The organism is Microcoleus sp. K5-D4 (assembly GCF_036704575.1).
In the GTDB taxonomy this organism is placed as follows: Bacteria; Cyanobacteriota; Cyanobacteriia; order Cyanobacteriales; family Microcoleaceae; genus Microcoleus.
Window position 1 is genome coordinate 1 of sequence record NZ_JAUBSD010000076.1, and the last position, 22,185, is coordinate 22,185.

At 45.2% G+C, this 22,185-nt stretch carries 22 protein-coding genes and 1 pseudogene; 10 read left to right on the forward strand and 13 right to left on the reverse strand.

The features are described 5' to 3' along the window. Positions 1 to 111 precede the first annotated feature (111 nt). Positions 112 to 186, forward strand: a complete 75-nt coding sequence (locus QUA77_RS29385) for an element excision factor XisI family protein (RefSeq protein ID WP_445302094.1) — start codon at positions 112 to 114, stop codon at positions 184 to 186. A gap of 59 nt (positions 187 to 245) precedes the next feature. Here the strand turns inward: QUA77_RS29385 and QUA77_RS21120 are convergent, their stop codons facing one another. From QUA77_RS21120 to QUA77_RS21130, 4 genes are all read right to left on the reverse strand, one after another. After that, positions 246 to 599: a hypothetical protein gene (locus QUA77_RS21120; RefSeq protein ID WP_106331790.1), complete on the reverse strand. Its 354-nt coding sequence runs from the start codon at positions 597 to 599 to the stop codon at positions 246 to 248. Beyond that, positions 596 to 667 (reverse strand): hypothetical protein, encoded by a 72-nt coding sequence (locus QUA77_RS29390; RefSeq protein WP_445302095.1) that lies wholly within the window; start codon positions 665 to 667, stop codon positions 596 to 598. The genes QUA77_RS21120 and QUA77_RS29390 overlap by 4 nt, the downstream gene beginning before the upstream one ends. A 40-nt stretch (positions 668 to 707) precedes the next feature. Further along, on the reverse strand, positions 708 to 932 hold the full coding sequence (locus tag QUA77_RS21125; protein ID WP_333452294.1) for a DUF5674 family protein: 225 nt from the start codon (positions 930 to 932) through the stop codon (positions 708 to 710). A 156-nt stretch (positions 933 to 1,088) separates the two neighbouring features. After that, on the reverse strand, positions 1,089 to 1,526 hold the full coding sequence (locus QUA77_RS21130; RefSeq protein WP_333452296.1) for a hypothetical protein: 438 nt from the start codon (positions 1,524 to 1,526) through the stop codon (positions 1,089 to 1,091). A 349-nt stretch (positions 1,527 to 1,875) separates the two neighbouring features. Here QUA77_RS21130 and QUA77_RS21135 point away from each other — a divergent pair, with 349 nt between their 5' ends. Beyond that, on the forward strand, positions 1,876 to 3,834 hold the full coding sequence (locus QUA77_RS21135) for a bifunctional 3'-5' exonuclease/DNA polymerase (RefSeq protein ID WP_333452297.1): 1,959 nt from the start codon (positions 1,876 to 1,878) through the stop codon (positions 3,832 to 3,834). A 250-nt stretch (positions 3,835 to 4,084) separates the two neighbouring features. Continuing rightward, a pseudogene (locus tag QUA77_RS21140) lies at positions 4,085 to 4,351 on the forward strand (hypothetical protein); the annotation flags it as partial. Between the two features lie 340 nt (positions 4,352 to 4,691). Here QUA77_RS21140 and QUA77_RS21145 read toward each other — a convergent pair. From QUA77_RS21145 to QUA77_RS21185, 9 genes are all read right to left on the reverse strand, one after another. Further along, positions 4,692 to 5,642 (reverse strand): DUF5996 family protein, encoded by a 951-nt coding sequence (locus QUA77_RS21145; protein ID WP_333452299.1) that lies wholly within the window; start codon positions 5,640 to 5,642, stop codon positions 4,692 to 4,694. A 35-nt stretch (positions 5,643 to 5,677) separates the two neighbouring features. Then, the gene (locus tag QUA77_RS21150) at positions 5,678 to 5,953 is read right to left on the reverse strand and encodes a UBP-type zinc finger domain-containing protein (protein ID WP_333140384.1); all 276 of its coding nucleotides are present in this window, start codon (positions 5,951 to 5,953) and stop codon (positions 5,678 to 5,680) included. Positions 5,954 to 5,989: 36 nt separating this feature from the next. Continuing rightward, the gene (locus QUA77_RS21155) at positions 5,990 to 6,568 is read right to left on the reverse strand and encodes an antibiotic biosynthesis monooxygenase (RefSeq protein WP_333452301.1); all 579 of its coding nucleotides are present in this window, start codon (positions 6,566 to 6,568) and stop codon (positions 5,990 to 5,992) included. 69 nt (positions 6,569 to 6,637) lie between these two features. Continuing rightward, positions 6,638 to 8,074 (reverse strand): iron uptake porin, encoded by a 1,437-nt coding sequence (locus QUA77_RS21160; RefSeq protein ID WP_333452303.1) that lies wholly within the window; start codon positions 8,072 to 8,074, stop codon positions 6,638 to 6,640. A 116-nt stretch (positions 8,075 to 8,190) separates the two neighbouring features. Continuing rightward, positions 8,191 to 8,337 (reverse strand): hypothetical protein, encoded by a 147-nt coding sequence (locus tag QUA77_RS21165; protein WP_333452305.1) that lies wholly within the window; start codon positions 8,335 to 8,337, stop codon positions 8,191 to 8,193. A gap of 24 nt (positions 8,338 to 8,361) precedes the next feature. After that, positions 8,362 to 9,024, reverse strand: coding sequence for an isochorismate family cysteine hydrolase YcaC (ycaC, locus tag QUA77_RS21170; protein ID WP_333452307.1), 663 nt, complete (start codon positions 9,022 to 9,024; stop codon positions 8,362 to 8,364). A gap of 162 nt (positions 9,025 to 9,186) precedes the next feature. Then, positions 9,187 to 9,885, reverse strand: coding sequence for a hydrolase (locus tag QUA77_RS21175; RefSeq protein ID WP_333452309.1), 699 nt, complete (start codon positions 9,883 to 9,885; stop codon positions 9,187 to 9,189). Positions 9,886 to 10,121: 236 nt separating this feature from the next. Further along, complete coding sequence (locus QUA77_RS21180) at positions 10,122 to 10,277, reverse strand: hypothetical protein (RefSeq protein WP_333175606.1); 156 nt, start codon at positions 10,275 to 10,277, stop codon at positions 10,122 to 10,124. Positions 10,278 to 10,368: 91 nt separating this feature from the next. Continuing rightward, on the reverse strand, positions 10,369 to 10,689 hold the full coding sequence (locus QUA77_RS21185; protein ID WP_333452311.1) for a WD40 domain-containing protein: 321 nt from the start codon (positions 10,687 to 10,689) through the stop codon (positions 10,369 to 10,371). 75 nt (positions 10,690 to 10,764) lie between these two features. Here QUA77_RS21185 and QUA77_RS21190 point away from each other — a divergent pair, with 75 nt between their 5' ends. The 7 genes from QUA77_RS21190 (at position 10,765) to QUA77_RS21220 (ending at position 22,177) form a co-directional block, all read left to right on the forward strand. Further along, the gene (locus tag QUA77_RS21190; protein ID WP_445302093.1) at positions 10,765 to 11,946 is read left to right on the forward strand and encodes an RNA-guided endonuclease InsQ/TnpB family protein; all 1,182 of its coding nucleotides are present in this window, start codon (positions 10,765 to 10,767) and stop codon (positions 11,944 to 11,946) included. Positions 11,947 to 12,096: 150 nt separating this feature from the next. After that, a complete protein-coding gene (locus QUA77_RS21195) occupies positions 12,097 to 19,119 on the forward strand; it encodes a PAS domain S-box protein (protein WP_333452314.1) in 7,023 nt (2,340 codons plus the stop codon). A 12-nt stretch (positions 19,120 to 19,131) separates the two neighbouring features. Next, positions 19,132 to 19,761, forward strand: a complete 630-nt coding sequence (locus QUA77_RS21200; protein ID WP_333452316.1) for a response regulator transcription factor — start codon at positions 19,132 to 19,134, stop codon at positions 19,759 to 19,761. A gap of 218 nt (positions 19,762 to 19,979) precedes the next feature. Further along, entirely contained in the window at positions 19,980 to 20,537 is a 558-nt protein-coding gene (locus QUA77_RS21205; RefSeq protein WP_333452319.1) for a DsbA family protein, read from the forward strand. Positions 20,538 to 20,724: 187 nt separating this feature from the next. Then, entirely contained in the window at positions 20,725 to 20,907 is a 183-nt protein-coding gene (locus QUA77_RS21210) for a hypothetical protein (RefSeq protein WP_333452320.1), read from the forward strand. Then, the gene (locus QUA77_RS21215) at positions 20,904 to 21,731 is read left to right on the forward strand and encodes an SDR family oxidoreductase (protein WP_333452322.1); all 828 of its coding nucleotides are present in this window, start codon (positions 20,904 to 20,906) and stop codon (positions 21,729 to 21,731) included. Before QUA77_RS21210 ends, QUA77_RS21215 begins: the two co-directional genes overlap by 4 nt. Positions 21,732 to 21,820: 89 nt before the next feature. Then, complete coding sequence (locus QUA77_RS21220; protein ID WP_333175626.1) at positions 21,821 to 22,177, forward strand: AraC family transcriptional regulator; 357 nt, start codon at positions 21,821 to 21,823, stop codon at positions 22,175 to 22,177. The last annotated feature ends 8 nt before the right edge of the window (positions 22,178 to 22,185 follow it).

The window sequence follows — 22,185 nt, forward strand, 5'->3', positions numbered from 1 at the left end:
TACTTAAACGGCTTAATTGGTAAATCACGAAAAGCTGCTTAAGTATTTTTACTCATCACAAAAGTGACACGCTCCCGAGCTTACCCAGGTTTACCTAGGTTTTTATAAGCGGTGTCTTGTGAAGATATTGTCCTCGCCTTTCATCCACCGCGTTTGCGTCAGTTTACGGAATTTGCAACTGCGTAACGCGATCGCTCTTATGGAGAAAATAGCACATCGCGCATCAAGAGCGATCGCGCACTTGTCTAATTCGCAGCCAACAAACCCGACATATTCAGCACTTTTTCTGACCAGATTTTTACCTGTTCGCTAACTTTTATTCGTTGCTGAACGTTCGATCGAATCTCAGCCCAAGAATACTGCCAGCAAGCTAACTGAACCTGCAACTCAACTAACTCAGCAGCTATTTCTATCTCTGTATCGGCAGCAGTCCATTCAATAAACAGCTTGCTTTCTTGCAGTAAATCTTCAATTATTTCGCCATGAGCTGTATTTTGACAGCGGGATTTGATTCGCGCTAAATTTGATGCTAAATTTCCCAGACGAACCGGCAGTTCGTCTCGCAAATAGCGTGACTTTAAAGCATTCCAATCTCTCATAACTCTCCTAATAGCCGTTGAACGATCTGAGCAACTCGATCTCGAATCATCGGATCTTGAATTTCCATCGAACGATTGTTTTGGCGGGGGCGGATATTGATGAGAGATTCATAACCTACTTATGAGTGTCAGCGGATACCAATCTGCTCCCCAAATATCTACTTGCTTGCTCCTATTTTCCAGCAATACAGCTTCGCAGTCAGCGTGAAGCTCTCCACCACCAGCTAAAATTCCCCGTTCGATATCCACTGCCAGTTTAATATAACTGCTCAGGATTTCCAACATTTCTTCAAGTTGCTCTTTGGTAGCACGCTCTTGTATCAGATTAATCATCTTTGTCTGCGCTTTCGATAAACTACTTTTTAAGTTACGTTAACTGTGCTTGCCTCAAAAGCAATTGCTTGCCAAACAATACAACATTTCCCTCTGGATTTAGGAACATCAAATTGATGCTTGATAAGTATCATTGTAGAATAAACTTAGTTATAGTTATCCACAACTCGGTAAATTACTGTCATATGCTAAATATTCTATCAAATAAAATGATGCACTTTCTATCTCCCAATCCACCCATTCTAATGGGTTTTCAAAAACACCTTCTAGTCCAAATAAGCTGACAGTTTTACCAACATTTGGAAAATCATCATCTATAACTGTTCTAGAGGTTTTTTCGAGAGGCTTGAAATCATGGGAGCCGGGAGGCTCTTCTACATATCCGGTTAATTGGCGTACCGATGTTTTGACTCCATCGAAAATTAGGTAAGATTTTGGCAGAAAAGTTATTTCATTTTGGGGATTAAGTGGATGATTTGGTAGCAAGCCGAGTTGACGGGTGGGAATGACAATTTTTGAATCGCGGATTAAAGGTCGATCTAAATTACAATTTTTGAAATAGAGTAGGTCAAAATGATTGCTAATTACAGTCATTAAATTTTTTCCAAAATAATCGTTTCTATGCTTGCTAGCGGGATTTGTAAAGTGCCATCGCTTATAGGGTTTCCCTGAAAAATTTTATCTTGAATATAACATAAAAAAGGTTTTTTTACGTGCAGTTGGAAAGTTTTTGCTGCTGTCGTTTGCTGCCGCACCTGTTCCGATTTCAGGATTGTTAAGATTGCGATAATTGTCAGTTCGATTGACGGCGCGTATCTCGGGTTTACCCCAATTACTCCTGTTACTCATTATTTGGTCAAGATTGCGCTGCTTCAACTCGATCGAGTTTATTTTTTAAACCGCGATCGCGATCGCAGCTTTGAAAAATTTTGGCGATCGTGCAATGAAACCGCTAACTCCACAAGACATCCTCAAGCGTTACTCAAAACACCGGACAGGTATTGACAGCCCCGGGTCCTTTTACTCTCCTTTGGAAACGAAAGTAATGATGAGAGCTAATCCGCCCCTTAAGCCTGAAATATTAACAGCTATTCCAACTATTTTAACCGATAACAATCAAAAACCTCAGTTGCAAGCTACACTTAAAACTCCTTACCAACTAATCGATACTGCTTTCAATCTTGAAACAGCCCTTCAACCATTCCAACAAGCAAAAATCATCGGTATAGACTGCGAAACAACAGGGCTTGACCCCTACCAAGCCAAAATTAGATTGTTACAACTTGCCATTCCTGACCATCCAGTAATCATTGTAGATTTATGGGCCATTGAACCGAGTTCCCTCGAACCATTACGCTTGCTCTTAGCGAGTCCTGCACTGAAGGTAGGTCACAACCTCAAATTTGAATGGCAAATGCTCGCTTTTGCCGGACTGGAACTATCCAAACCCTTTTTCGATACCTATTTGGCTTACCGAGTGCTGACGGCTGGACTAAAACGCCATTTGTCTTTAGAGGCTGTTACTGAGAATTTGTTGAAAGTAAAGCTAGATAAAACGCAACAAGTTAGCGATTGGTCGGGAAACTTAACACTCGCTCAACTGCAATATGCTGCTACCGATGCTGCAATTTTACTCCCGCTGGCTGCTGCTCTGCAACAAAAACTGAAAGCTTCTAAGCTATGGAAAACTGCTTTACTAGAGTTTGCTTGTCTGCCTGCGGTGGCTTCTATGGAACTCAACGGAATGCTTTTAGATAGAGAACAGTGGAGAGTTTTGGGAGTGAAGCTCTGTTATCAACGCGACTCTCTTTTAAAACAAATTAATTCGCAACTCCATCGACCTAACCCTCACCAACAAATCTCTCTGCTGCCAGAATTTACGGATACAATTAATCCTCGCTCTCCCAAGCAAGTTTTAGCCGCTTTGCAAGAGAAAGGTATTCCTATTACTTCCACTAGCTCTCAACATTTAATTCCTTTGCAAGGCGAGTATCCCGCTATTCAAGCACTGTTAGAATACCGCAGTTTATCGGCTCGTATCGATACTTTTGCTTTGGTTTTACCTGAACGCATTCACCCGATTACAGGGCGCATTCATCCCAATTGGTTTCAGATTGGTGCTAGATCAGGACGGTTTAGTTGTCGAGAGCCAAATTTAACGAATATCCCCAGAGATAAGGAAACCCGACAGTGTTTTAAAGCTGCACCCGGTTACGTCCTGCTCAAAGCCGATTACAGCCAGATTGAACTGCGGATCATGGCGAAGGTTTCGGGCGATCGGACCATGGTCAAAGCTTACTCCAAAGGGGAAGATTTGCACTCTCTCACAGCTTCCTTGGTGCTAGCAAAACCCTTATCTGAAATTACTCTCGAAGACAGACAGCTCGGTAAAATTATTAACTTCGGTTTAATTTATGGCATGGGAGAACAGAAATTTAAGAATATGGCTCAAGCAGAGCATGGAGTCACTTTAACGCTGCAACAAGCTTCACACTTTCGTAAGAAGTTCTTTGAATCCTATACAGGTATTAAACAATTTCACAGCAAAGTTCGGAGCGCCTGGAGCCGAGGTATTCGAGAGAGTCGCACAGTCTTAGGCAGAAGGAGATTATGGTCAAAAGATACTAAACCGCTGCTTAATGAGATGCTAAATAACCCAATTCAAGGGATGAGCGCTGACATTACTAAACTCGCTCTTGCTCTACTTTTTTTCCCTCTGAGCCGCACTGGTGCTAAACTGATTTGTGTCGTTCACGATGAAATTTTAATAGAGTGTCCTCTTGAAGAAGTGAGGCCAGTTAAAGCCTTGGTTAAAAAATGTATGGTGAGAGCAGGGAATAAGTTTCTTTCTCCGATTCCTTGCGAGGTAGAAATTAAGGTAATGGAAAGTTGGGGAGGGTGAGAGATTAACGGGGAAAGAGTGGGGAATGGGAAGTAGGGAGAAACCGCACCGCAGGCATTGATGTGAAAATTCCACTTCCTGATCACTCCCCATTCCCCACTTCCCTAACAGTCACCGCATAATTCCTCGCCCAACCTCCCACCCGTAAACAACGATTGTTGTGGTGCAAGGGAACAGTTGATTTCAAAACATAATGAATGTAATTCTCACTGTTAGTAACCCAGCCGCAAATATCGTTGGTAAGTTATCCAAAACAGAAAAAGAGCCGATGTTTACTGGTAAGCGTATCAAGCGAGGTTTGTACAAAACATCGACTGGTCAGTTAATCAATTCCGATATCAACGCTTCGTACAACATTCTCAGAAAAGCAATCCCAAATGCGTTCAGCAATGGGATAGGGAGCTGCGTAGTTGGGCCAATGCGGGTTAATCCGCTCAAAGTAAAACGGAAAGGGGAGGGGCTGACGCCTCCCAGGTTAATAAATGACTATACTTTTACCAGCTATTTGAATAGTTGATATCCCTCTTCTGTCACTTTCCGAAAATCTTTGTATTTTATGAACCCTAGACCGTAGAGAGAGCAAGCAATCGCGCAATTTTTTCTGAGTAAAAATTCTTGAAGATACGAAATGGGTCTCTTTAGGCGATCGCCAACCCCCGCATGACTCAGCATACCTTGTCTTTGGGAATTACTAATTATACGAAAAACCGGAGAGTGACAGAAGAGCGTTAAGCAGCGTGTGTGCCAGTACCTTAGTCGTTGCAATCCCCAACTTTTTTCCACTCTCGCGTCCAATAAACCAGTCTGCGAAACTGTCCTACATTTCACCACTTAAGATCTGCCAGTTAAACGTCAATTTAAGGATGCAGTTGCGACTTAAATGTCAACTGCTTGAGTTCTTCTTGATTCCAGTTGCCGAACTTGGCGGCAGCTTCGTAGGTGCTTTGCAAGAACTCTAACAACATCTGATCCGGTGATTCTGCCTCGCGCACAGCGTCATAGGGCAAAATAAACTCGCCCAATTCTTGACTGTAAAATGCAGCATCGGGACGAATCGTAGCCTGCTTAAACCCATCGGGTTCTGGGTACGCATAGGAATAAAACGCTGGGTATGATAATCCGGCTCCGGGCCAAAATCCGGCACTACTGACTTCCTGGGAATAAGCTTCCTGCGCCACTGCATCCGGTAGATTTGGCACCCCTCCCGGATGCTCAGGAGCCGATCGCCCAGAAAAGCGAGTTACTGCTAAATCAAAACTCCCCCAGAAAAAATGAACCGGACTAACCTTGCCGGAAAAATGTGAACGAAATTCTCGAAAGACTCGATCGGACTGTAGCAGCACTCGCCAGCATCGATTGGCATAATCCGCATCATAAGCGGCATGAGTTTCATCCTGCTCAAATCGAATTGGGTCTGGGACTTCATTCGGTTTGGTGTTGATCGTGATGTGAATATCCAATGCTCTGAGAGTTTCCATCACGGTTTGATAAAAATCAGCGACCGAGCGAGGGTAGAGTGCGATCGCCCGTCTTGCCCCTTCGCTGGTTTGAATCAGCAGCTCATGATCAATGAAATCAAAGTCGATTTGAAAGATGCGGCTGCCATAGGGAATCGTGGAAGTGGTCAGTCCCCGAACGGTTAAATAGAGGGGAATATGCCAGGAATGATTAATCCACGGAGTTTGGGCAAATCGGATTTTGCCGATGATTTGAGTCCACATGTGCAAGGTAGCATAGGTCTCTTGCCATGCGTCCAGGGGTAAACTCGGCCAAATATCCGTTGAGGTCAGGGTAGGCTGATTTGACATTATGGTTTCCTCGCGAGTAGAAAAGGGGCGCGCGCTCAATAGTTCTTCTGTTGTTCATCGGCAAAACACCACAGCCATTGTTCTCCCAATTCGGCTGAACTGATCACCGCATGTCCGCTTTCTTCGTAATGACGGCGTGCGTGCTGATTTTTAGACGAGTCGCAGCACAACATTTTGCCGCAGGTTTGACAAATTCTTAAATGTACCCAGCGATCGCCAACTCGCAGGCATTCCTCACAGCGGAATACCGGGTAATTGGCTTTTGAAATCATATCCTCTAGCGTCAGTTCGTTCAGGTGTTGACAAGACATGGAAGATTCCTGTGAATGTGCAAGATATGTACTCGATCAAGTGGGATACAGCCATTTGCGAAAAAGTTGGGTTAGGCGTGGCATAATCACGTAGGTCAGCAAGGGAACCGTTAGACCTGTCACCAACAAGGTTCTGAGCAATACCGGAAGCCCAGCCAGGAGCGGTACTAGCAAACGATTGAGAATAGATATCGTAAAAAACACTCCCAGCCATGTCACGATCGCCATTTTGTAGCGCGGAGGTGGAGCCTTCATCGGTTTGTCAGGAAGCGTAAACCAGGTTTCCAGCCCAGTCAGGGTTTGAATTGCTTCTGGCTTTTCAATTAAGGGTTGTAGTCGCTCAATCCATTCTTGCCGAATATCTGATTCAATCCAGGTTTTGAGATTGTTGTAGCAATCGAACTTGAGAATGACCACGTATTCAAGATGATCATGATCATGAGGTCGAATCGTGCTGACACCTAAATGTCCCTTGAATTTTCGTGCATCTGCGGCGATGCCATGAAACCATGCTTCATAACCTTGTTCACGTCCTGGTCTCACGATATGAGAAATCACGGCGGTGACTAGATAGTTTTCTTGACTGGTATTGCTCGCCAATGGTTCTTCCAACATAGAATTTAACAGTCCGGGAAATTGGATGGTTAAAACAGGAAAACAGCTCTTACCGTGCCTGTATAGACTCTAAAACTGAAATGTCGTCCGAATGATGCCAACAAAAATCGTGTCATTATTGCTGTTGTGTTCAGGGTTGGTAATGACGATTACACCAGGAGTGATTGAGAGATGGTCGTTCATTTGAAGCCGGTAGAAGGTTTCAAAGTGCAATGAGGTGCTAGGATCGATCACTCCAAACTGATTGCCGATCACTCTAGGCGGTTGTCCAAAAACAAAACCTAATAAGTTTCCTTCCTTACCCAAATCTGGAAATCCAAAATTAACTGCGTAGTAAAAAATCTCAGCAGTAGGAGCATTGGAGAGGTCTTGCGCCCATGCCCGGAGATATCCTATCCATCCTCCCAATCTGAAAGCAGGGTTAACAAGCCAGGAAGCCGTAAGACTATAGCTATCCCCAACAATGCTGGTACTGTTTCCATTAAACGGATCATTGGTAATGGCACTACTTGTACCAATATCAATTGAATTCAAAGAACGAGCATAGGTTAAGCCCAAACTTAAGGATTCTGTGGGTTTGAGTGTCAGTTGTGCTAAGGCAGAGTAAGAACCATCAAATAATCCAGCTTCCGCAGTCGGGTTGTTGGCGTTATTAGCAAGATAAACCAGTGTCAAATTGATGGCTGAGTTAAAGTTATGGTTGATACCAACACCTGTCCCACCTGTTTCTTCACGATAGATAGGGCTACGCACCCCAAATGCGGAAATCGAACCTCTGCCATCACTTCCCAATAGAGGGTTAATCGTATCAACCACATCAAACAAAGTGCCCTGTGCGATCGCAGTCACCCTAGTATCTGACCCGATGGGAAATTGATAATAAAGTTGATTGAGAATGAACTGATTGTCTGTATTACCATCAAAACTTAGGCGAGCCATATTGGTTCCTGTGGCGGCTCTAAAGTTTGGAATATTACCAGCCTGAAATCGAATTTTCAGTAAATCTTGCCCCGTAAAACTGGTGTCCAAGATCAACCGCGCACGACCGCTAAAAATGATAGTGTCACCGATCTCACTCCTAGAACCAGGTGTTTCTCCTGGTGGTACAGCTCTATCACTACCAAATGCACCGCTCACAACAAAAACGACCTCTCCAGTCAATTTTGTTGTAGGAGAGAATAGCTGAGACTCTAATCGAGTTGTGCGGGTTTCTAAGGAATCTACCTGTCCACGTAATGTTGAGAGTTCTGATGCAAATTCCGCTTGAAGTTTTTGTAGTGTTTGTAGATTTTCTCTTTCCGCCAGATCTACTGTTGCACTGGCTAGTAGCTGATTTAGCCGATCTAGACAAGCATTTAGCCCAGCAGCAAACTCATAACGAGTAATGGCTCGATTGCCCTGAAATAGTTGATTTGGATAACCAACCATACAGTCGTAGCGATCGACTAAGGCTTGTAATGCTGCAAATGCCCAATCGCTAGGTTGCACATCAGCCAGTTGATTCACAGAGGTGACTTGACCTTGCAAGGTATCCTGGGCAATGACAGACTCAACCAGGGATGGGTGAATCAGAGAGCCTCCAAAGAGCAGACACGATGAGAGAATCGACTGAAAGAGAAGTTTCATTGAGAATCAATCCCCTCAAAACACGGCATTTCTTGGCAATTTTCGGCAGCAGTCACCTTGGCTAGGAGCGATCGCAAGAGATCGTTCCTAGCCTCCACGAAATCATCCAGTGCTGCTGCAATGCTGCAAATAAACTGGATCACTGAGCAATGACAACATCCACTCAGTTACACGCGAGTCATGAGGCGTTCACGATTGGCAGAGCCAGCATTTGAGGTTGCTGCATAGCTCGTCATTAGGTTGTTGTAGTCAGGAATAAACTCTGCAAGGAGATTACCTAGCCCTTCAATATCGTTACGCCAATCACGGTGCAATTCACACACAACGCTAAACCAATTGACTAACTGAGCGCCAGCACGAGACATACGATCCCAAGCTGCATCGCGGCAGGCTTCATCGAAGGTGCCAGAGGCATCAGTGACAACAAAAACGTCATACCCTGCCTCCAATGCTGAAAGCGCGCAAAAAGTGACACAGACATCCGTGACAATTCCGGCAATAATCAATTGCTTCTTACCCGTTGCTTCTACGGCTTTAACAAATTCCTCATTGTCCCAAGCGTTGATCTGTCCGGGGCGCGGAATGAAGGGAGCATCAGGAAACTTCTCCTTCAGTTCCGGCAGGATGACTCCATTGGGACCGTCCTCAAAGCTAGTCGTCAAAACAGTAGGCAGGTTGAAAAACTTGGCTATACTTGCTAGCGCTAGCACATTATTTTTGAAGTCGGCAGCACCAATATCACGCACAAGCGAGAACAGTCCAGTTTGGTGATCCACCAGTAAAACCGCAGCATTATTCTTGTCTAGACGATTGTACTTGAATGTAGACATTAGGTAATTCTCCTATTTGAGTGATTGGTGAATGAGGAATTGCAGGATGGAATCAGGGATAAGAGAGTTTCTGTCCCTAACCTGCTGTTTGTCATAGCAGGGACGAAGACTGTGTTTAGAGAGGATTTCCCTCGCTAATCTTCTGGTGGCAATGGGATTTTACTATCGACCCATGAAGATGGAGGAATTGCTGACCTCGACAGGTTTGCCGTTCGCTGGAGGGGTTGTTGCAAGGAGCTGAAGTTCCCATGCAAGGGCCACTGCACTAGCACCGCCATGCTCAAGAAGAATCTCTGATACATCCGCAGATGTTTCTATGCGTGCCCAGTCACGTTGCCATTCAGCAAGTACAGCCATCCAGTTGATTGGAACTGCACCAGCCTGAACCATCCGGCGAACCGCCATGTCATGAGCTTCCGCAGTAACACCGCCCGAAGCATCGGTAACGATGAATACTTCATACCCCTCACCCAGCGCCTGGATTGCTGGCATTGCGAGACAGATCTCGGTCCAAAGCGCAGCAAGTATGAGTTGCTTGCGGCCACTTTTCTTCACTACATCTGTCACGTTTGGATCTTCCCAGGTATTGATGAAAGTGCGGTTGATCGGTTTTTGATCGGGAAAAACATCCTGTAGTCCCTTAATGATATAACCCCCTCTTTCTTCAATGACTGTGGTCAGGATTGTGGGTACGTTGAACACCTTTGCCGATTTGGCAAGACCAATAACATTGTTAATGATCATCGTAGGTTCATGGCTGTTCAAGTTGGTGAACTGATAGGGCTGGTGGTCAATCAGTACCAGGATGCTATCTTCTGGACGAAGCAGTCCTTCTAGACCGATTTTTTGATTTTTAGACATTGAACTCTCCTATTTGAGCAATTGGTGAATGAGAAATTGCAGAATGAAATCAAACGCTAAACATCTCTGCTTGTGCGTTTAAGTGAAACGTCTGTTTACCCTCAAGGGTTGATGACGTAAGCGATCGCGCCATGAACTGAGTCTGCAAGACAACTCCAAATTTCGCCACTTAAGATCCGCGAGTTAAGCACAGAGTTAAGGCGTTCGCGTCGCGTACCCAAAGAGCCTTCGCTTCACTATGAAATTGCTCCTAATGCTTTCAACGTCGCTGCTTGAGCGTGCGTTAATCCAGTTGCACCTTGAATATTCATGCCTTCAAGCATGGAACCGTGCAATTTACTTGCTCGATCCATTTGCATGACTGTTTGCACAAATTCAATATAGGTGGTCACCTTCAAGCTGTCGCCTATAGCAAGTTAAAATTTTTACAGTGCAAATTGATACATTAACCGTTCCATCGCAGAGTAGAAGGCTGGCTCTAACTTAAGTTAGAATCCGAATTTGATCGAAAGTACATTCATACAATTGATCGACCATCAATGTCTGAATGCAAAATCCGGTAGCGATGTCCCACACTTTAAGGGTGCGATCGTTACTGCCACGGATTAAAAACTGACCATCTGGGCTAAAGCTGACTGACGTGACCCAACTGGTGTGTTCGTGCAAGACGTTCAAACAAGATCCAGTTTGCAGATTCCAGAGCCGAATAGTCCGATCGCCACTGCCACTCGCTAATAGTTGATTACCAAGGCATACAGCAACCGACCAGATCCCACCCGTATGCCCCCGCAAGACTTTTACCAAAAACTTGGGTTTAAAGCCCCGTCCTTATAGGACGGCTTTGTGTTAGACTTTTAACGTAGCAAGTTCTCACGTAAGATGTTCGTTTTAGAATTCAAGGCTAAAGGCAAACCAAATCAGTACGCAGCAATAGACGAGGCAATCAGAACTGCTCAATTCGTTCGGAATAAGTGCATCCGATTTTGGATCGACAACCGAGGAGTAGGGCAAAAAGACTTGTATCGGCACAGCACTGCGCTCAGAGAAGAGTTTGCCTTTGTCAAAGATTTGAATTCTAGTGCTTGCCAAGCTTCTGTGGAAAGAGCTTATTCTGCGATTGCTCGGTTCTACGACAACTGCAAGAAAGCCGTTCCCGGAAAGAAAGGTTATCCGACTTTCAAGAAAAACAGTCGGTCTGTTGAGTACAAAGTCAGCGGTTGGAAACTTTCAGAAACTCGGAAGCAAATCACAATCACTGACAAAAAGGGAATTGGCCAGCTCAAACTAAAAGGGACGTGGGATCTTAACTTCTACCAAATCGATCAGATCAAGCGAGTTCGCTTAATATGTCGCGCTGACGGCTACTACGTTCAGTTTGCAATCAGTGCTGATAACAATGTAGATACAACGCCAGCAGGTAAAACACTTGGATTGGACGTGGGCTTGAAAGAGTTTTATACAGACTCCGATGGTCACACTGAACCAAATCCCAAGTTTTATCGAACAAGCGAGAAACGGTTGAAGTTTCGGCAACGCCGTGTTTCTCGCAAAAAGAAAGGCTCTACCAACCGAAAGAAAGCAATTAATCGATTAGGGCGAGTACACCTCAAAATAAGCAGGCAACGTGAAGAACACGCTAAGAGACTGGCGCGTTGCGTAACCCAATCTAACGATTTGGTCGCCTACGAAGATTTGAGGGTTAAGAATCTTGCAAAGAATCACTGTCTGGCTAAATCGATTAACGATGCTGGTTGGTATCAATTCAGGAAGTGGTTGGAATATTTTGGAGTAAAGTTTGGCAGGGTAACGGTTGCTGTCAATCCTGCTTATACTTCGCAGAAATGTTCTAACTGCGCTGCAATCGTTAAAAAATCCCTATCAGTAAGAACCCACGTTTGTGAATGTGGATTTGTTATGGATAGGGACTGGAATGCAGCGATTAACATTCTGAAAGTTGCCTTGAGTACGGTAGGGCATACCGGAACTTGGGTCTTAGACCCGAACGCTTTGGGAGATTCGACCTCTACTTTGGCTGGAGAAATCCAGTCGCAAGCAAGTTGAGTCTGTGAACAAAGAATCCCCTCGCCTTGATAGCTGGGGAGTGTCAAAAGTCAAGATATAAAGAGCTACACAAGGAGCTTTATAGTCTGGAGCTTGGCAAGCGATATATTTTGGGAAACGGATGACAGTCCTTTATCGAGGGAGCATTCAATGATTACCCTGCCTGGAATTACTATCCACAGCAAAATCTATGAGAGCCTAGCTTCTTTGGTGTATCGGGGCATCAGAGAGCAAAATGATTGTGCAGTGATTGCCAAAGTTCTCAAGCAGGATTATCCCTCTCCTCATGAATTAACTCGCTATCGGCAGGAGTATGAAATTACTCGTTTTCTCAACATTGAAGGCGTAGTCAAGGCATACAGCCAACAAGACTACCAGCGCACGCTGGTTATTCTTTTGGAAGACTTTGGTGGAGAGTCTTTAGAATGCTGGATGCGGCAACAATTAGATTTCTCTCCTATGCCGCTGTGGGTTTTTTTGAATATGGCGATCGCCATTACTGATACTCTAGGCAAAATCCATGCGGCTCATGTCATCCATAAAGATATTAATCCTGGCAACATTGTCTTTAATCCGAGGACTGGCGTTGTCAAAATCATTGATTTTGGCATTGCCACTCGCTTCAGTCGCACCAATCCCACATTCAAAAGTCTCCATCTTCTAGAAGGAACCCCCGCCTATTTGTCGCCAGAGCAAACCGGGCGAATGAACCGGATGCTCGACTATCGCACCGACTTTTATTCACTGGGTGCAACCTTCTACGAACTGTTGACGGGACAATTGCCGTTTCCCACCCGTGATCTCCTGGAACTAGTTCACTGTCACATTGCTACACCGCCGATTCCCCCGCATGAATTGAATGCCACGATCCCCGAACCTGTTTCAAACCTGATTTTGAAACTGATGGCAAAAAATGCAGAAGATCGTTATCAGAGTGCCTGGGGCATCAAAGCAGATCTAGAGCGCTGTGCCCAACAACTGGCAGAAATGGGTCAGATTAACACCATATCGTTGGGACTGCAAGATGTTTCCGAGCAGTTCCGCATTCCTCAAAAACTGTATGGGCGAGAAGCGGAGATTGCAGCATTATGGGTGGCGTTCGACAGAGTGGCAGGGAGTAAGGCAGTCCATGAAATGATGCTGGTCTCTGGTTACGCTGGGGTTGGCAAAACAGCATTGGTACAGGAACTCTTTAAACCGATCACCGCAAAGCACGGCTATTTCATCTGGGGCAAGTTTGACCAATTCCGGCGCAATATTCCCTACAGCGCGATCGTCGATGCCCTGCAAAAATTGGTGCAGCAACTATTGGGTGAACCCAATGAACAGGTGGAAGTATGGCGATCGCGTCTACTCACTGCTTTGGGAAGCAACGGACAAATTATCATAGATGTCATTCCCGAAGTTGAGTTCATTATTGGCAAGCAGCCGCCTGTGCCCGAAGTTGGAGCAACAGAAGCACAGAATCGCTTCAATCTCACGTTTCAAAGGTTTGTGCGGGCGTTTTGTGCAAGAGAGCATCCCCTGGTCATCTTTTTAGACGATCTACAGTGGATCGATTCTGCGACGTTGAAGTTAATTGAACTCATATTGCTTGACGAGCAAACTCAATCCCTGTTTTTGATCGGAGCTTATCGAGATCATGAAGTATCTCCAACGCATTCATTAATTTTGATGCTGGAGAGCTTGCGAAAGCAGGGGGCAGCGCTTCAAGAAATCACCCTGACTCCTTTAACACTGGAATCGTTGACTCAACTGGTAGCTGAGACATTACATCGCAATCCTGATGCCGTTGGTTCTTTAGCCCAAGTCGTGTTGCGTAAAACCGAGGGCAACCCTTTCTTTGTTGGTGAATTTTTGAAGCTGCTGCATAGCGAAAACCTGTTAACCTTTGATGCCCAACAGTTGAGTTGGCAGTGGAACTTAACTGAGATTGAAGCTCAAGATATCACCGATAATGTGGTGGAGTTGCTGCTGCGTCAGTTGCAGAAATTGCCGGAAGCAACACAGCAAGTTCTCTGCATCGCTGCTTGTGTTGGTTCTGAGTTTGATTTAGAAACGTTGGCGATCGTTTGCGAAAAATCACCGAAAGCAATTTTCCAGGATTTATTAGAAGCAATACAAGCGGGATTAATTCAACCTCTGTCTGAATTGGACGAAGACTTGTTGGTTCAAGAGTATAAGTTTCTGCACGATCGCGTTCAGCAAGCGGCTTATGCTTTGATTGATGAATCGCAGAAACAGGTTGTTCATCTCCAAATCGGTGGCAATTTGCTCGAAAAAACTTCACCAGAGCAACGATCCGATCGGCTGTTTGAAATCATCGATCATCTCAATCAAGGACTTGAGCTAGTCACTGCTCGATCAGAACGAGCTAAAATTGCCAGATTGAATTTAATGGCAGGTCAGAAAGCAAAGGCAGCAACGGCTTATGAAGCAGCTTTTAAGTATTTCACTACAGGGCTTAAACTCCTCAATTCAGAGAGTTGGCAGAGTGAGTATGACCTCACCTTAGCGCTGTACTCAGAAGCAGCAGAAGCGGCGTATCTCCAGGGTTGCTTTGATGAGATGGAACAGTTGGTGGAAGTGGTACTCGCTCGTGCCAAAACAGTGGTTGACAAAGTGCAAGTTTACGATAGCAGCATTCAAAGATATTTGTCACAGGGCAACCTGAAAGAAGCACTAAAAATTGGCTTGGAAGTGTTGAAGCTCGTGGGAGTGATTTTACCAGAAAACCCAAGTGAGTTAGATGTTCGAGGCGGATTGGAGTCAACGGCGGCACTACTTGCCCAACGAGAAATTGAAGACTTGATTAATTTACCAGAGATGACTGCACCAGAACCGCTAGCAGCAGTGTCAATCCTAGCGAATATAGGGTCTGCTGCATTCATAGCATCACCAGCACTGGTGATACTGATTGCTTGCAAAATGGTGAATTTATCAATCAACTACGGCAATGCTACCTGGTCACCACTGAGTTATGCTGGCTACGGGTTTGTTCTATGTGGAGTTGTTCAAGATATTGAACTCGGCTATAAATTTGGTCAATTGGCTCTTAGCTTGGCAGAACGATTGAATACCAAAAAAGGCAAGGTTAAAGCATTACACATATTTAGTTACCATGTTATGCAATGGAAAGTACATCTTAAGGAGACGATACCACTGCTGGTTGAGGTTTATCAGGAAGGAGTGGAAACCGGAGACTTTGAAATCGCTAGTTATGTTGCATATACCGTGTGCCACCACTCGTTTTTCGTCGGTGAGGAACTCACCCAACTGGAACAGAAAATGGCAACATACAGCAAAGCGGTTGATCGAATCAGACGGGAAAGCCCCTCGACTTGGATTGCGATAGTGTGGCAGACCATTCTTAATTTGTTAGATAGGGCTGAGAATTCCAGCCGCTTAGTTGGTCGGGTGTTTAATGAAGAGGAGGCGTTACCACACGCTATTGCAGTTAAAGATGGAATTGCAATTCAAATACTCTATTTGCACAAAGTCATGTTGTGTTATCTATTTGGAGAACACCATCAAGCTGTAAAGACTGCTATTTTGGCAAGGCGATATTTTGAAGAAGCGTCGGCAATAAAGCTTTTACCTGTATTCTGTTTCTATCATTCTCTAGCGCTTTTGAGCCTATTGCTTGATGCTTCAAACTCTGAAAAAGTAGCTTGGCTAAACTGTGTTAACACCAACCAAGAAAAAATGCAGAAATGGGCAGAACACGCCCCAATGAATTATCTACATCAATTTTATCTAGTTGAGGCAGAGAAAGCGCGAGTCTTAGGGGAAATTCTTGAGGCTGAAGAGTTTTATGAACGGGCGATCGCAGGTGCTGCCGAAAATGAGTTTATCCAGGAAGAAGCATTAGCTTATGAATTAGCGGCTAAACATTATCTAGCGCGAGGTCGGGAAAAGATTGCTCAGACCTACATGAAAGAGGCGCACTATTGCTACGATCGCTGGGGCGCAACCGCTAAAGTTAAAGACTTAGAAACTCGCTATCCACAGTTCTTTTCTCAGTCGTCTAGAGCCGGTCCCACATCAATTCCTATTACTGCTGAAACTATCTCTAATTCCTTCCATACCGCTTTCGATTTGGCAGCAGTGATGAAAGCTTCACAGGCAATTTCTCGTGAAATTGAACTGAAGCAATTGCTGCGATCGCTGATGCAAACTTTAATTGAGAATGCTGGCGCACAAACCGGATATCTGATTTTAGAAAACTCAGGAGAATGGTCGATTGAAGCGGCTTGTGAACTCAATGCCGATGAGAATGCTTGTGCGACTCAGGTGTTACAGTCTATTCCAATTGCCGATCAATTGCCAGAATCAATCATTCAATATGTGATTCGGACTCTGAAGCCTGTCATCTTAAATGATGCGACTCGTGAAGGTGCTTTTATTAATGAGCCATATATTCAACAGAACCAGCCTCAATCTATTTTCTGTTTGCCGCTGGTGAATCAAGCCAAGCTGGTCGGTGTATTGTATTTAGAAAATCGGTTAGCAGCTAGAGTATTTACACCAGAGCGATCGCAGGTCTTGCAGCTATTATCGACTCAAGCAGCGATCGCCATCGAAAATGCCAACCTTTACTCAGAACTGCGGGCTAAAGAAAGCAAGATCACCCAGTTCCTCGAAGCGATTCCAGTGGGAATTGCGATCGTGGATGCGAAGGGTTGCCCTTACTATGCCAACCAATGCGGCAATCAACTCGTGGGCAAAGAAACTGATCCTTCCATAGCACCAGAGCAGATCTCAGAGGCTTATCAGCTTTATGTAGCGGGAACGGATCAAATCTATCCAGCGGAGAGCTTGCCTATTGTGCGGGCATTAAGAGGCGAACGCATCAGGACTGAAGATATAGAAATTCGTCGAGATAATGTCACAATTCTACTGGAGGCACGGGGAACGCCAGTTTTTGATCGACAGGGCAATATCACTTATGCGATCGCTACCTTTCAGGACATTACAGAGCGCAAACAAGCCGAGAAACTCCTAGCCGACTACAACTGCACTTTAGAGCAACAGGTTGCAGAACGAACTGCTGCGTTACGACAAAGTGAGGCCAATTACCGCAACCTGCTACAAACCGCGAATTCAGTCATCATTCGCTATGACACGCAAGGACGGATTCATTACATAAACGATTATGGGGTGAAACTTCTGGGCTATGAAGAACACGAGCTTTTAGGGCGAACCCTATTTGAAACAATCATTCCAGACATCGAAACCTCTGGACGCGATGTCAAACCCTTTATCCATGATTTACTTCGGAATCCCAAATTGTACCCGAAAGGCGAGAGTGAAAACCTGTGTCGAGACGGTCGGCGAGTTTGGCTTGCCTGGTCTAATCAAGCCATCTTCAATGACCAGGGAGAGTTCGTTGAAATCTTATCGGTTGGAATGGACACCACCCAGCGTAGACAAGCAGAAGAGGCATTACAACGCAGTGAAGTTAAGTTCAGAACTATTTTTGAAAACTCACAGGTTGGCATCTTCCGCACCCGCCTCTCGGATGGATTACTTCTCGATGCCAATCAACGCTATGCCAATCTGCTTGGCTTTGATTCATCAGAGGAGATGATTGGGCTTGAACATGCCACAGACTACTATGTAAATCCCAGCGATCGCCAACAATTCCTTGAGGTTCTGAAGCGGGATCGGGAAGTGCGAAGCTATGAAGCACAGGGGCGAAAACGAGATGGGACAGTGTTTTGGGGACTTTTCTCTGCTTATCTGAATGCAGACGATGACTACATTGAAGGGGTGATTGCGGATATTAGCGATCGCAAACAAGCAGAAGCCGCTCTACAAAATAGTGAAGAACGGCTGCGCCTGGCACTAACAGCCACAAATCAGGGACTCTACGATCTCGATTTACAAACTGAAGAAAGAATTGTTAACCCAGAATACGCTTTAATGCTGGGCTACGATCCAGCAACATTCCACGAAACGATTTCTGAATGGATTGCTCGTTTGCATCCTGATGACAGAGAATCAGTTGTCGCAACCTACCGTGCTTACATTGCTGGAGAAATCCCCAGCTATCAAGCAGAGTATCGCCAGCGTACCCAGAATGGTCAGTGGAAATGGACTCTTTCTGTTGGCAAAATTGTTGCCTGGGACGAATCAGGTCAACCCATGCGGATGTTGGGAACCCACGTTGACATTAACGATCGCAAGCAAGCAGAAGAAGCCCTACAAGCCTCAGAGTCAAAGCTACGGACTCTAATTGAGGCAATTCCCGATCCATTGTTTGTACTGTCTGCTGAAGGGCGATTCCTTGAAATAATGGTACTGGAACCAAATCTGCGATGTCAACCCACTGAGGAAATGATTGGTAAAACCATGCATCAACTCGGAAAGGAACAAGCTGATGAATTTCTAAGTTATATTCAGCAGGTGCTGAAAACCCAACAAATCCTCACAGTCGAGTATGGTACGTTTCTAAATGGACGAGAAGCCTGGCTTTCGGCTCGCATTGCCCCAATCAATCACGATCAGGTGATTTGGCTGACGCGAGATATTACAGCGCTGAAGCAAGCAGAAGAAGCCTCAATTTTGGAGGAGCGCAACCGCATGGCGCGTGAAATTCACGACACACTCGCTCAATCGTTTACAGGCATTCTGGCTCAGGTAGGAGCGGCAAAGCAGGTGCTAACGGATGATTTAGAAGCAACTGGGGCACACCTAGACCTGATCAAAGAATTGGCGCGAACTGGATTGACTGAAGCCCGACGATCGGTCGTCGCGCTCCGTCCTCAGCTTCTAGAGGAGGGCAGTTTACAGAGCGCTTTACACCGTCTCATCGCTCAAATCAGAACTGCTGCAATGGATACCACTCTATATTATGAGACTGAGGGTACAGTGTATTCTCTACCGGCTGAAGTCGAGAATAACTTACTACGAATTGGGCAGGAAGCATTAACTAATGCGATTAGATACGCCAATGCTGACGAAATTCGAGTGGAGCTAGTCTACGATCGGGACCAGTTTTGCTTGCGCGTGAGAGACAATGGACAGGGCTTTGGAGTTGGAAGTATTTCAGCCTCTGAGGGTTTTGGCTTACTCGGCATGAGCGAACGGGCAGAGCGCATCGGCGCACAACTAACGATTAGGAGTCAACCTGGACAAGGAACAGAAATTATTGTAACCGTCAACCCTTGAGTGAGCATTACAATGAGCCAAGCTACGACCATTCGGGTTCTGATTGCGGACGATCACGCCATTTTTCGGCAAGGATTAGCCACGATTATTAACCGTGACCCAGATATGCAGGTGATTGCCCAAGCCGAAAATGGTGAACAGGCGATCGCCGCCTTTCGGGAACACCAACCAGATGTAACGCTAATGGATCTGCGAATGCCTGAAGTGGAAGGAGTTGCCGCCATTGGTGCAATTTGTGCGATCGTTAAATCTGCTCGGATTATTGTATTGACCACGTATGATAGTGACGAAGATATTTATCGGGGATTGCAGGCCGGGGCTAAAGGATATCTGTTGAAAGAAACTGAACCTGACGAGCTTCTGAATGCGATTCGCACCGTTCATCGGGGTCAGAAGTATATTCCGCCCGATGTGGGAGCAAAGTTAGTACAGCGCCTGAGTAATCCAGAACTGAGTGAAAGAGAACTGACAGTCCTCCGCTCACTGGCGCAGGGGATGAGTAACGCTGAGATTGCGGCTGCTTTGAGCATCGGTGAAGGTACTGTTAAATCCCATGTCAATCGGATTTTGAATAAGTTGGATGTGAGTGATCGCACTCAAGCGGTGATTGTTGCCGTTAAGCGCGGCATTGTCAGTTTGTAGGGTGTACTTTCGATCGAGTTGAGAGTCTAACTTAAGTTAGAGCCGGCCTTCTACTTTGCGATGGAACGATTACTCTATCAATTTCTACTGTCAAACTTTTAACTCACTATAGACGACAGCTTGAAGGCGATCTCCTATATTGAATTTATGCAAACAGTCATGCAAATGGATCCAGCAAGTAAATTGCATGGTTCTATGCTTGATGCAGATGTAAAAAGATGAGCGACGCTCGTAGCCACAGGTCTTTACTGGTACCACCTTCAACTCAAGATTGGATTCAAGGTATTCTGAGTGCCAAGGTAGTGCTGGTGATGTACGGAGATTATCAATGCCCTAGAAGTGCGGACGTTTACAAGCTGATTAAAGCTATCAAACGAGAGCTTAGTGCTGCTTTTGGAGAAGATTATTTATGCTTCATCTTCCGTCATTTTCCACAAACACAGATTCATCTCCATGCTCAACGGGCAGCCCAAGCCGCCGAAGCCGCCGCCGCCCAAGGAAAGTTTTGGTTAATGAGCGATACCTTATTTGACCATCAACAAAGGTTGGAGAACGGTTATCTTGTCGAGTACGCCAATGATTTAGGGCTTGACATTCCTCAATTTCTCAAAGAGTTGTCTAAACAAGTGTATGTCGATCGCATCAACGAAGATATCGAAGGCGGAATAGAGAGTGGAGTAACGACTGCCCCAGCCCTGTTTATCAATGGAATTCGGTATACCGAGCGCTGGAACACTACGGAGTTGATGGCTGCCCTGATTGCTGCAAGTCATTAAGTTCCCCGATTTTTGCTCTCAATTCATATCTGACTTGCCTGTAAGTGCTGTAAGCCATCTAATTTTGATGGCTAGACTTTGCTTATTCTGCTGAACAAAATTACCGCTTCTTGAACCATGCCAAAAACTGAATTCCTGCGTATTGATTTAGTGAATTACAAATCAGTATTTCATTGAGGATAATTCTATGACACGTTTACTAGTACAAGGCAAGAATAATTCTGGGCATGAAAGTACACCTCAGACTGATTCTCTTCGCGACTTCTCAGTCAATCATGCCCTGATTGCGATCGCGCAAGAAGTCACTGAGTTGCTGAGACAAGTTTACTTGATACAAACTGACGAAAATGAAACAGGAGAAAGAGAATGATACTGCAAGATAAAGTGGCGTTAGTCACTGGTGGTACATCGGGAATCGGCAGAGCAACGGCGATCGCTTATGCCCAACAACAAGCAAAGGTGGTAGTAGTTGGTCGTCGAATTGATGAAGGTGAAGAAACGGTTCGATTGATTAAGAAAGCTGACGGAGAGGCGATTTTTGTGCAAGCAGATGTCACGAAAGAAGCCGATGTTAAAGCAATGATTGATAAAACGGTTGACGTTTTTGGTCGGTTGGATATTGCCTTTAATAATGCAGGAATGGGCGGCGAAAATCCCTCATTGATTGAGCAAACAGAAGCTGAATATGACCGCACTATGAACGTCAACGTCAAAGGTGTTTGGTTGTCGATGAAATATGAAATTGCTCAGATGGTGAAACACGGAAGTGGTGCGATCGTCAATATGGCATCTGCGGTTGGAGTCGTTGCACTTCCTAACATACTCCTCTACACCGCGAGTAAACATGCGGTAGTAGGTTTAACAAAAGCTGCTGCACTCCAATATGCCAAAGCGGGTATTCGCACTAATGGCGTTGCACCAGGGTCAATCCAAACAGATATGTTTGAAGCTGCTGCGCTCCAATATGCCAAAGCGGGTATTCGCATCAATGTCGTTGCACCAGGGGCAATCCAAACAGATATGTTTGAAGCAGTTACAGATGAAGCTAAAGCTTACTTGACAGGACTTCACCCGATCGGACGAGTTGGCACACCGCTTGAAGTTGCAAATGCAGTCCTGTTTTTATCATCTGACATGGCATCGTTCATAACAGGTGAAACGTTGATGATAGATGGTGGGTATGCAGCGCAGTAGTCGATCGGCAATGCAAAATATTGCAGTGATTGAATGCGCGATGACTAGCTTTTGCCTGTTTTGTTGAGCAAATTGCCAATCTTTTAACCATGCTAACAATTACAACGCCAACCCTTAAAGCCAAGCACAAAGGCTTAACGCATAGGCGGTTACAGCCAGTACTCGGGTATATTCGTACTCACCTCGATCGAGATTTGTTACTGACTGAGCTTGCAGAAGTAATCAATATTAGCCCAACTTACTTTGCGAGTTTGTTTAAGCAAACAATGGGAATTTCTCCTCGTCAGTACGTGATTCAACAGCGCGTGGAACAGGCGAAATTGATGCTGTCGAAAACAGATTTGGCGATCGCAGACATTGCCCTGCAAGTCGGCTTCTCCAGCCAAAGCCATTTGACGCAGCACTTCAAGCGATTCACAGGAAAGACCCCCAAGCAGATTCGTTAGCGCCATAA

Excerpts from the sequence above, each read along its gene's own strand:
- QUA77_RS21120 (WP_106331790.1), bottom strand. The coding sequence starts at position 599 with ATGAGAGATTGGAATGCTTTAAAGTCACGCTATTTGCGAGACGAACTG.
- QUA77_RS21125 (WP_333452294.1), bottom strand. The coding sequence starts at position 932 with ATGATTAATCTGATACAAGAGCGTGCTACCAAAGAGCAACTTGAAGAA.
- QUA77_RS21130 (WP_333452296.1), bottom strand. The coding sequence starts at position 1,526 with ATGACTGTAATTAGCAATCATTTTGACCTACTCTATTTCAAAAATTGT.
- QUA77_RS21135 (WP_333452297.1), top strand. The coding sequence starts at position 1,876 with ATGAAACCGCTAACTCCACAAGACATCCTCAAGCGTTACTCAAAACAC.
- QUA77_RS21145 (WP_333452299.1), bottom strand. The coding sequence starts at position 5,642 with ATGTCAAATCAGCCTACCCTGACCTCAACGGATATTTGGCCGAGTTTA.
- QUA77_RS21150 (WP_333140384.1), bottom strand. The coding sequence starts at position 5,953 with ATGTCTTGTCAACACCTGAACGAACTGACGCTAGAGGATATGATTTCA.
- QUA77_RS21155 (WP_333452301.1), bottom strand. The coding sequence starts at position 6,568 with ATGTTGGAAGAACCATTGGCGAGCAATACCAGTCAAGAAAACTATCTA.
- ycaC (WP_333452307.1), bottom strand. The coding sequence starts at position 9,024 with ATGTCTACATTCAAGTACAATCGTCTAGACAAGAATAATGCTGCGGTT.
- QUA77_RS21175 (WP_333452309.1), bottom strand. The coding sequence starts at position 9,885 with ATGTCTAAAAATCAAAAAATCGGTCTAGAAGGACTGCTTCGTCCAGAA.
- QUA77_RS21190 (WP_445302093.1), top strand. The coding sequence starts at position 10,765 with ATGTTCGTTTTAGAATTCAAGGCTAAAGGCAAACCAAATCAGTACGCA.
- QUA77_RS21195 (WP_333452314.1), top strand. The coding sequence starts at position 12,097 with ATGATTACCCTGCCTGGAATTACTATCCACAGCAAAATCTATGAGAGC.
- QUA77_RS21200 (WP_333452316.1), top strand. The coding sequence starts at position 19,132 with ATGAGCCAAGCTACGACCATTCGGGTTCTGATTGCGGACGATCACGCC.
- QUA77_RS21205 (WP_333452319.1), top strand. The coding sequence starts at position 19,980 with ATGAGCGACGCTCGTAGCCACAGGTCTTTACTGGTACCACCTTCAACT.
- QUA77_RS21210 (WP_333452320.1), top strand. The coding sequence starts at position 20,725 with ATGACACGTTTACTAGTACAAGGCAAGAATAATTCTGGGCATGAAAGT.
- QUA77_RS21215 (WP_333452322.1), top strand. The coding sequence starts at position 20,904 with ATGATACTGCAAGATAAAGTGGCGTTAGTCACTGGTGGTACATCGGGA.
- QUA77_RS21220 (WP_333175626.1), top strand. The coding sequence starts at position 21,821 with ATGCTAACAATTACAACGCCAACCCTTAAAGCCAAGCACAAAGGCTTA.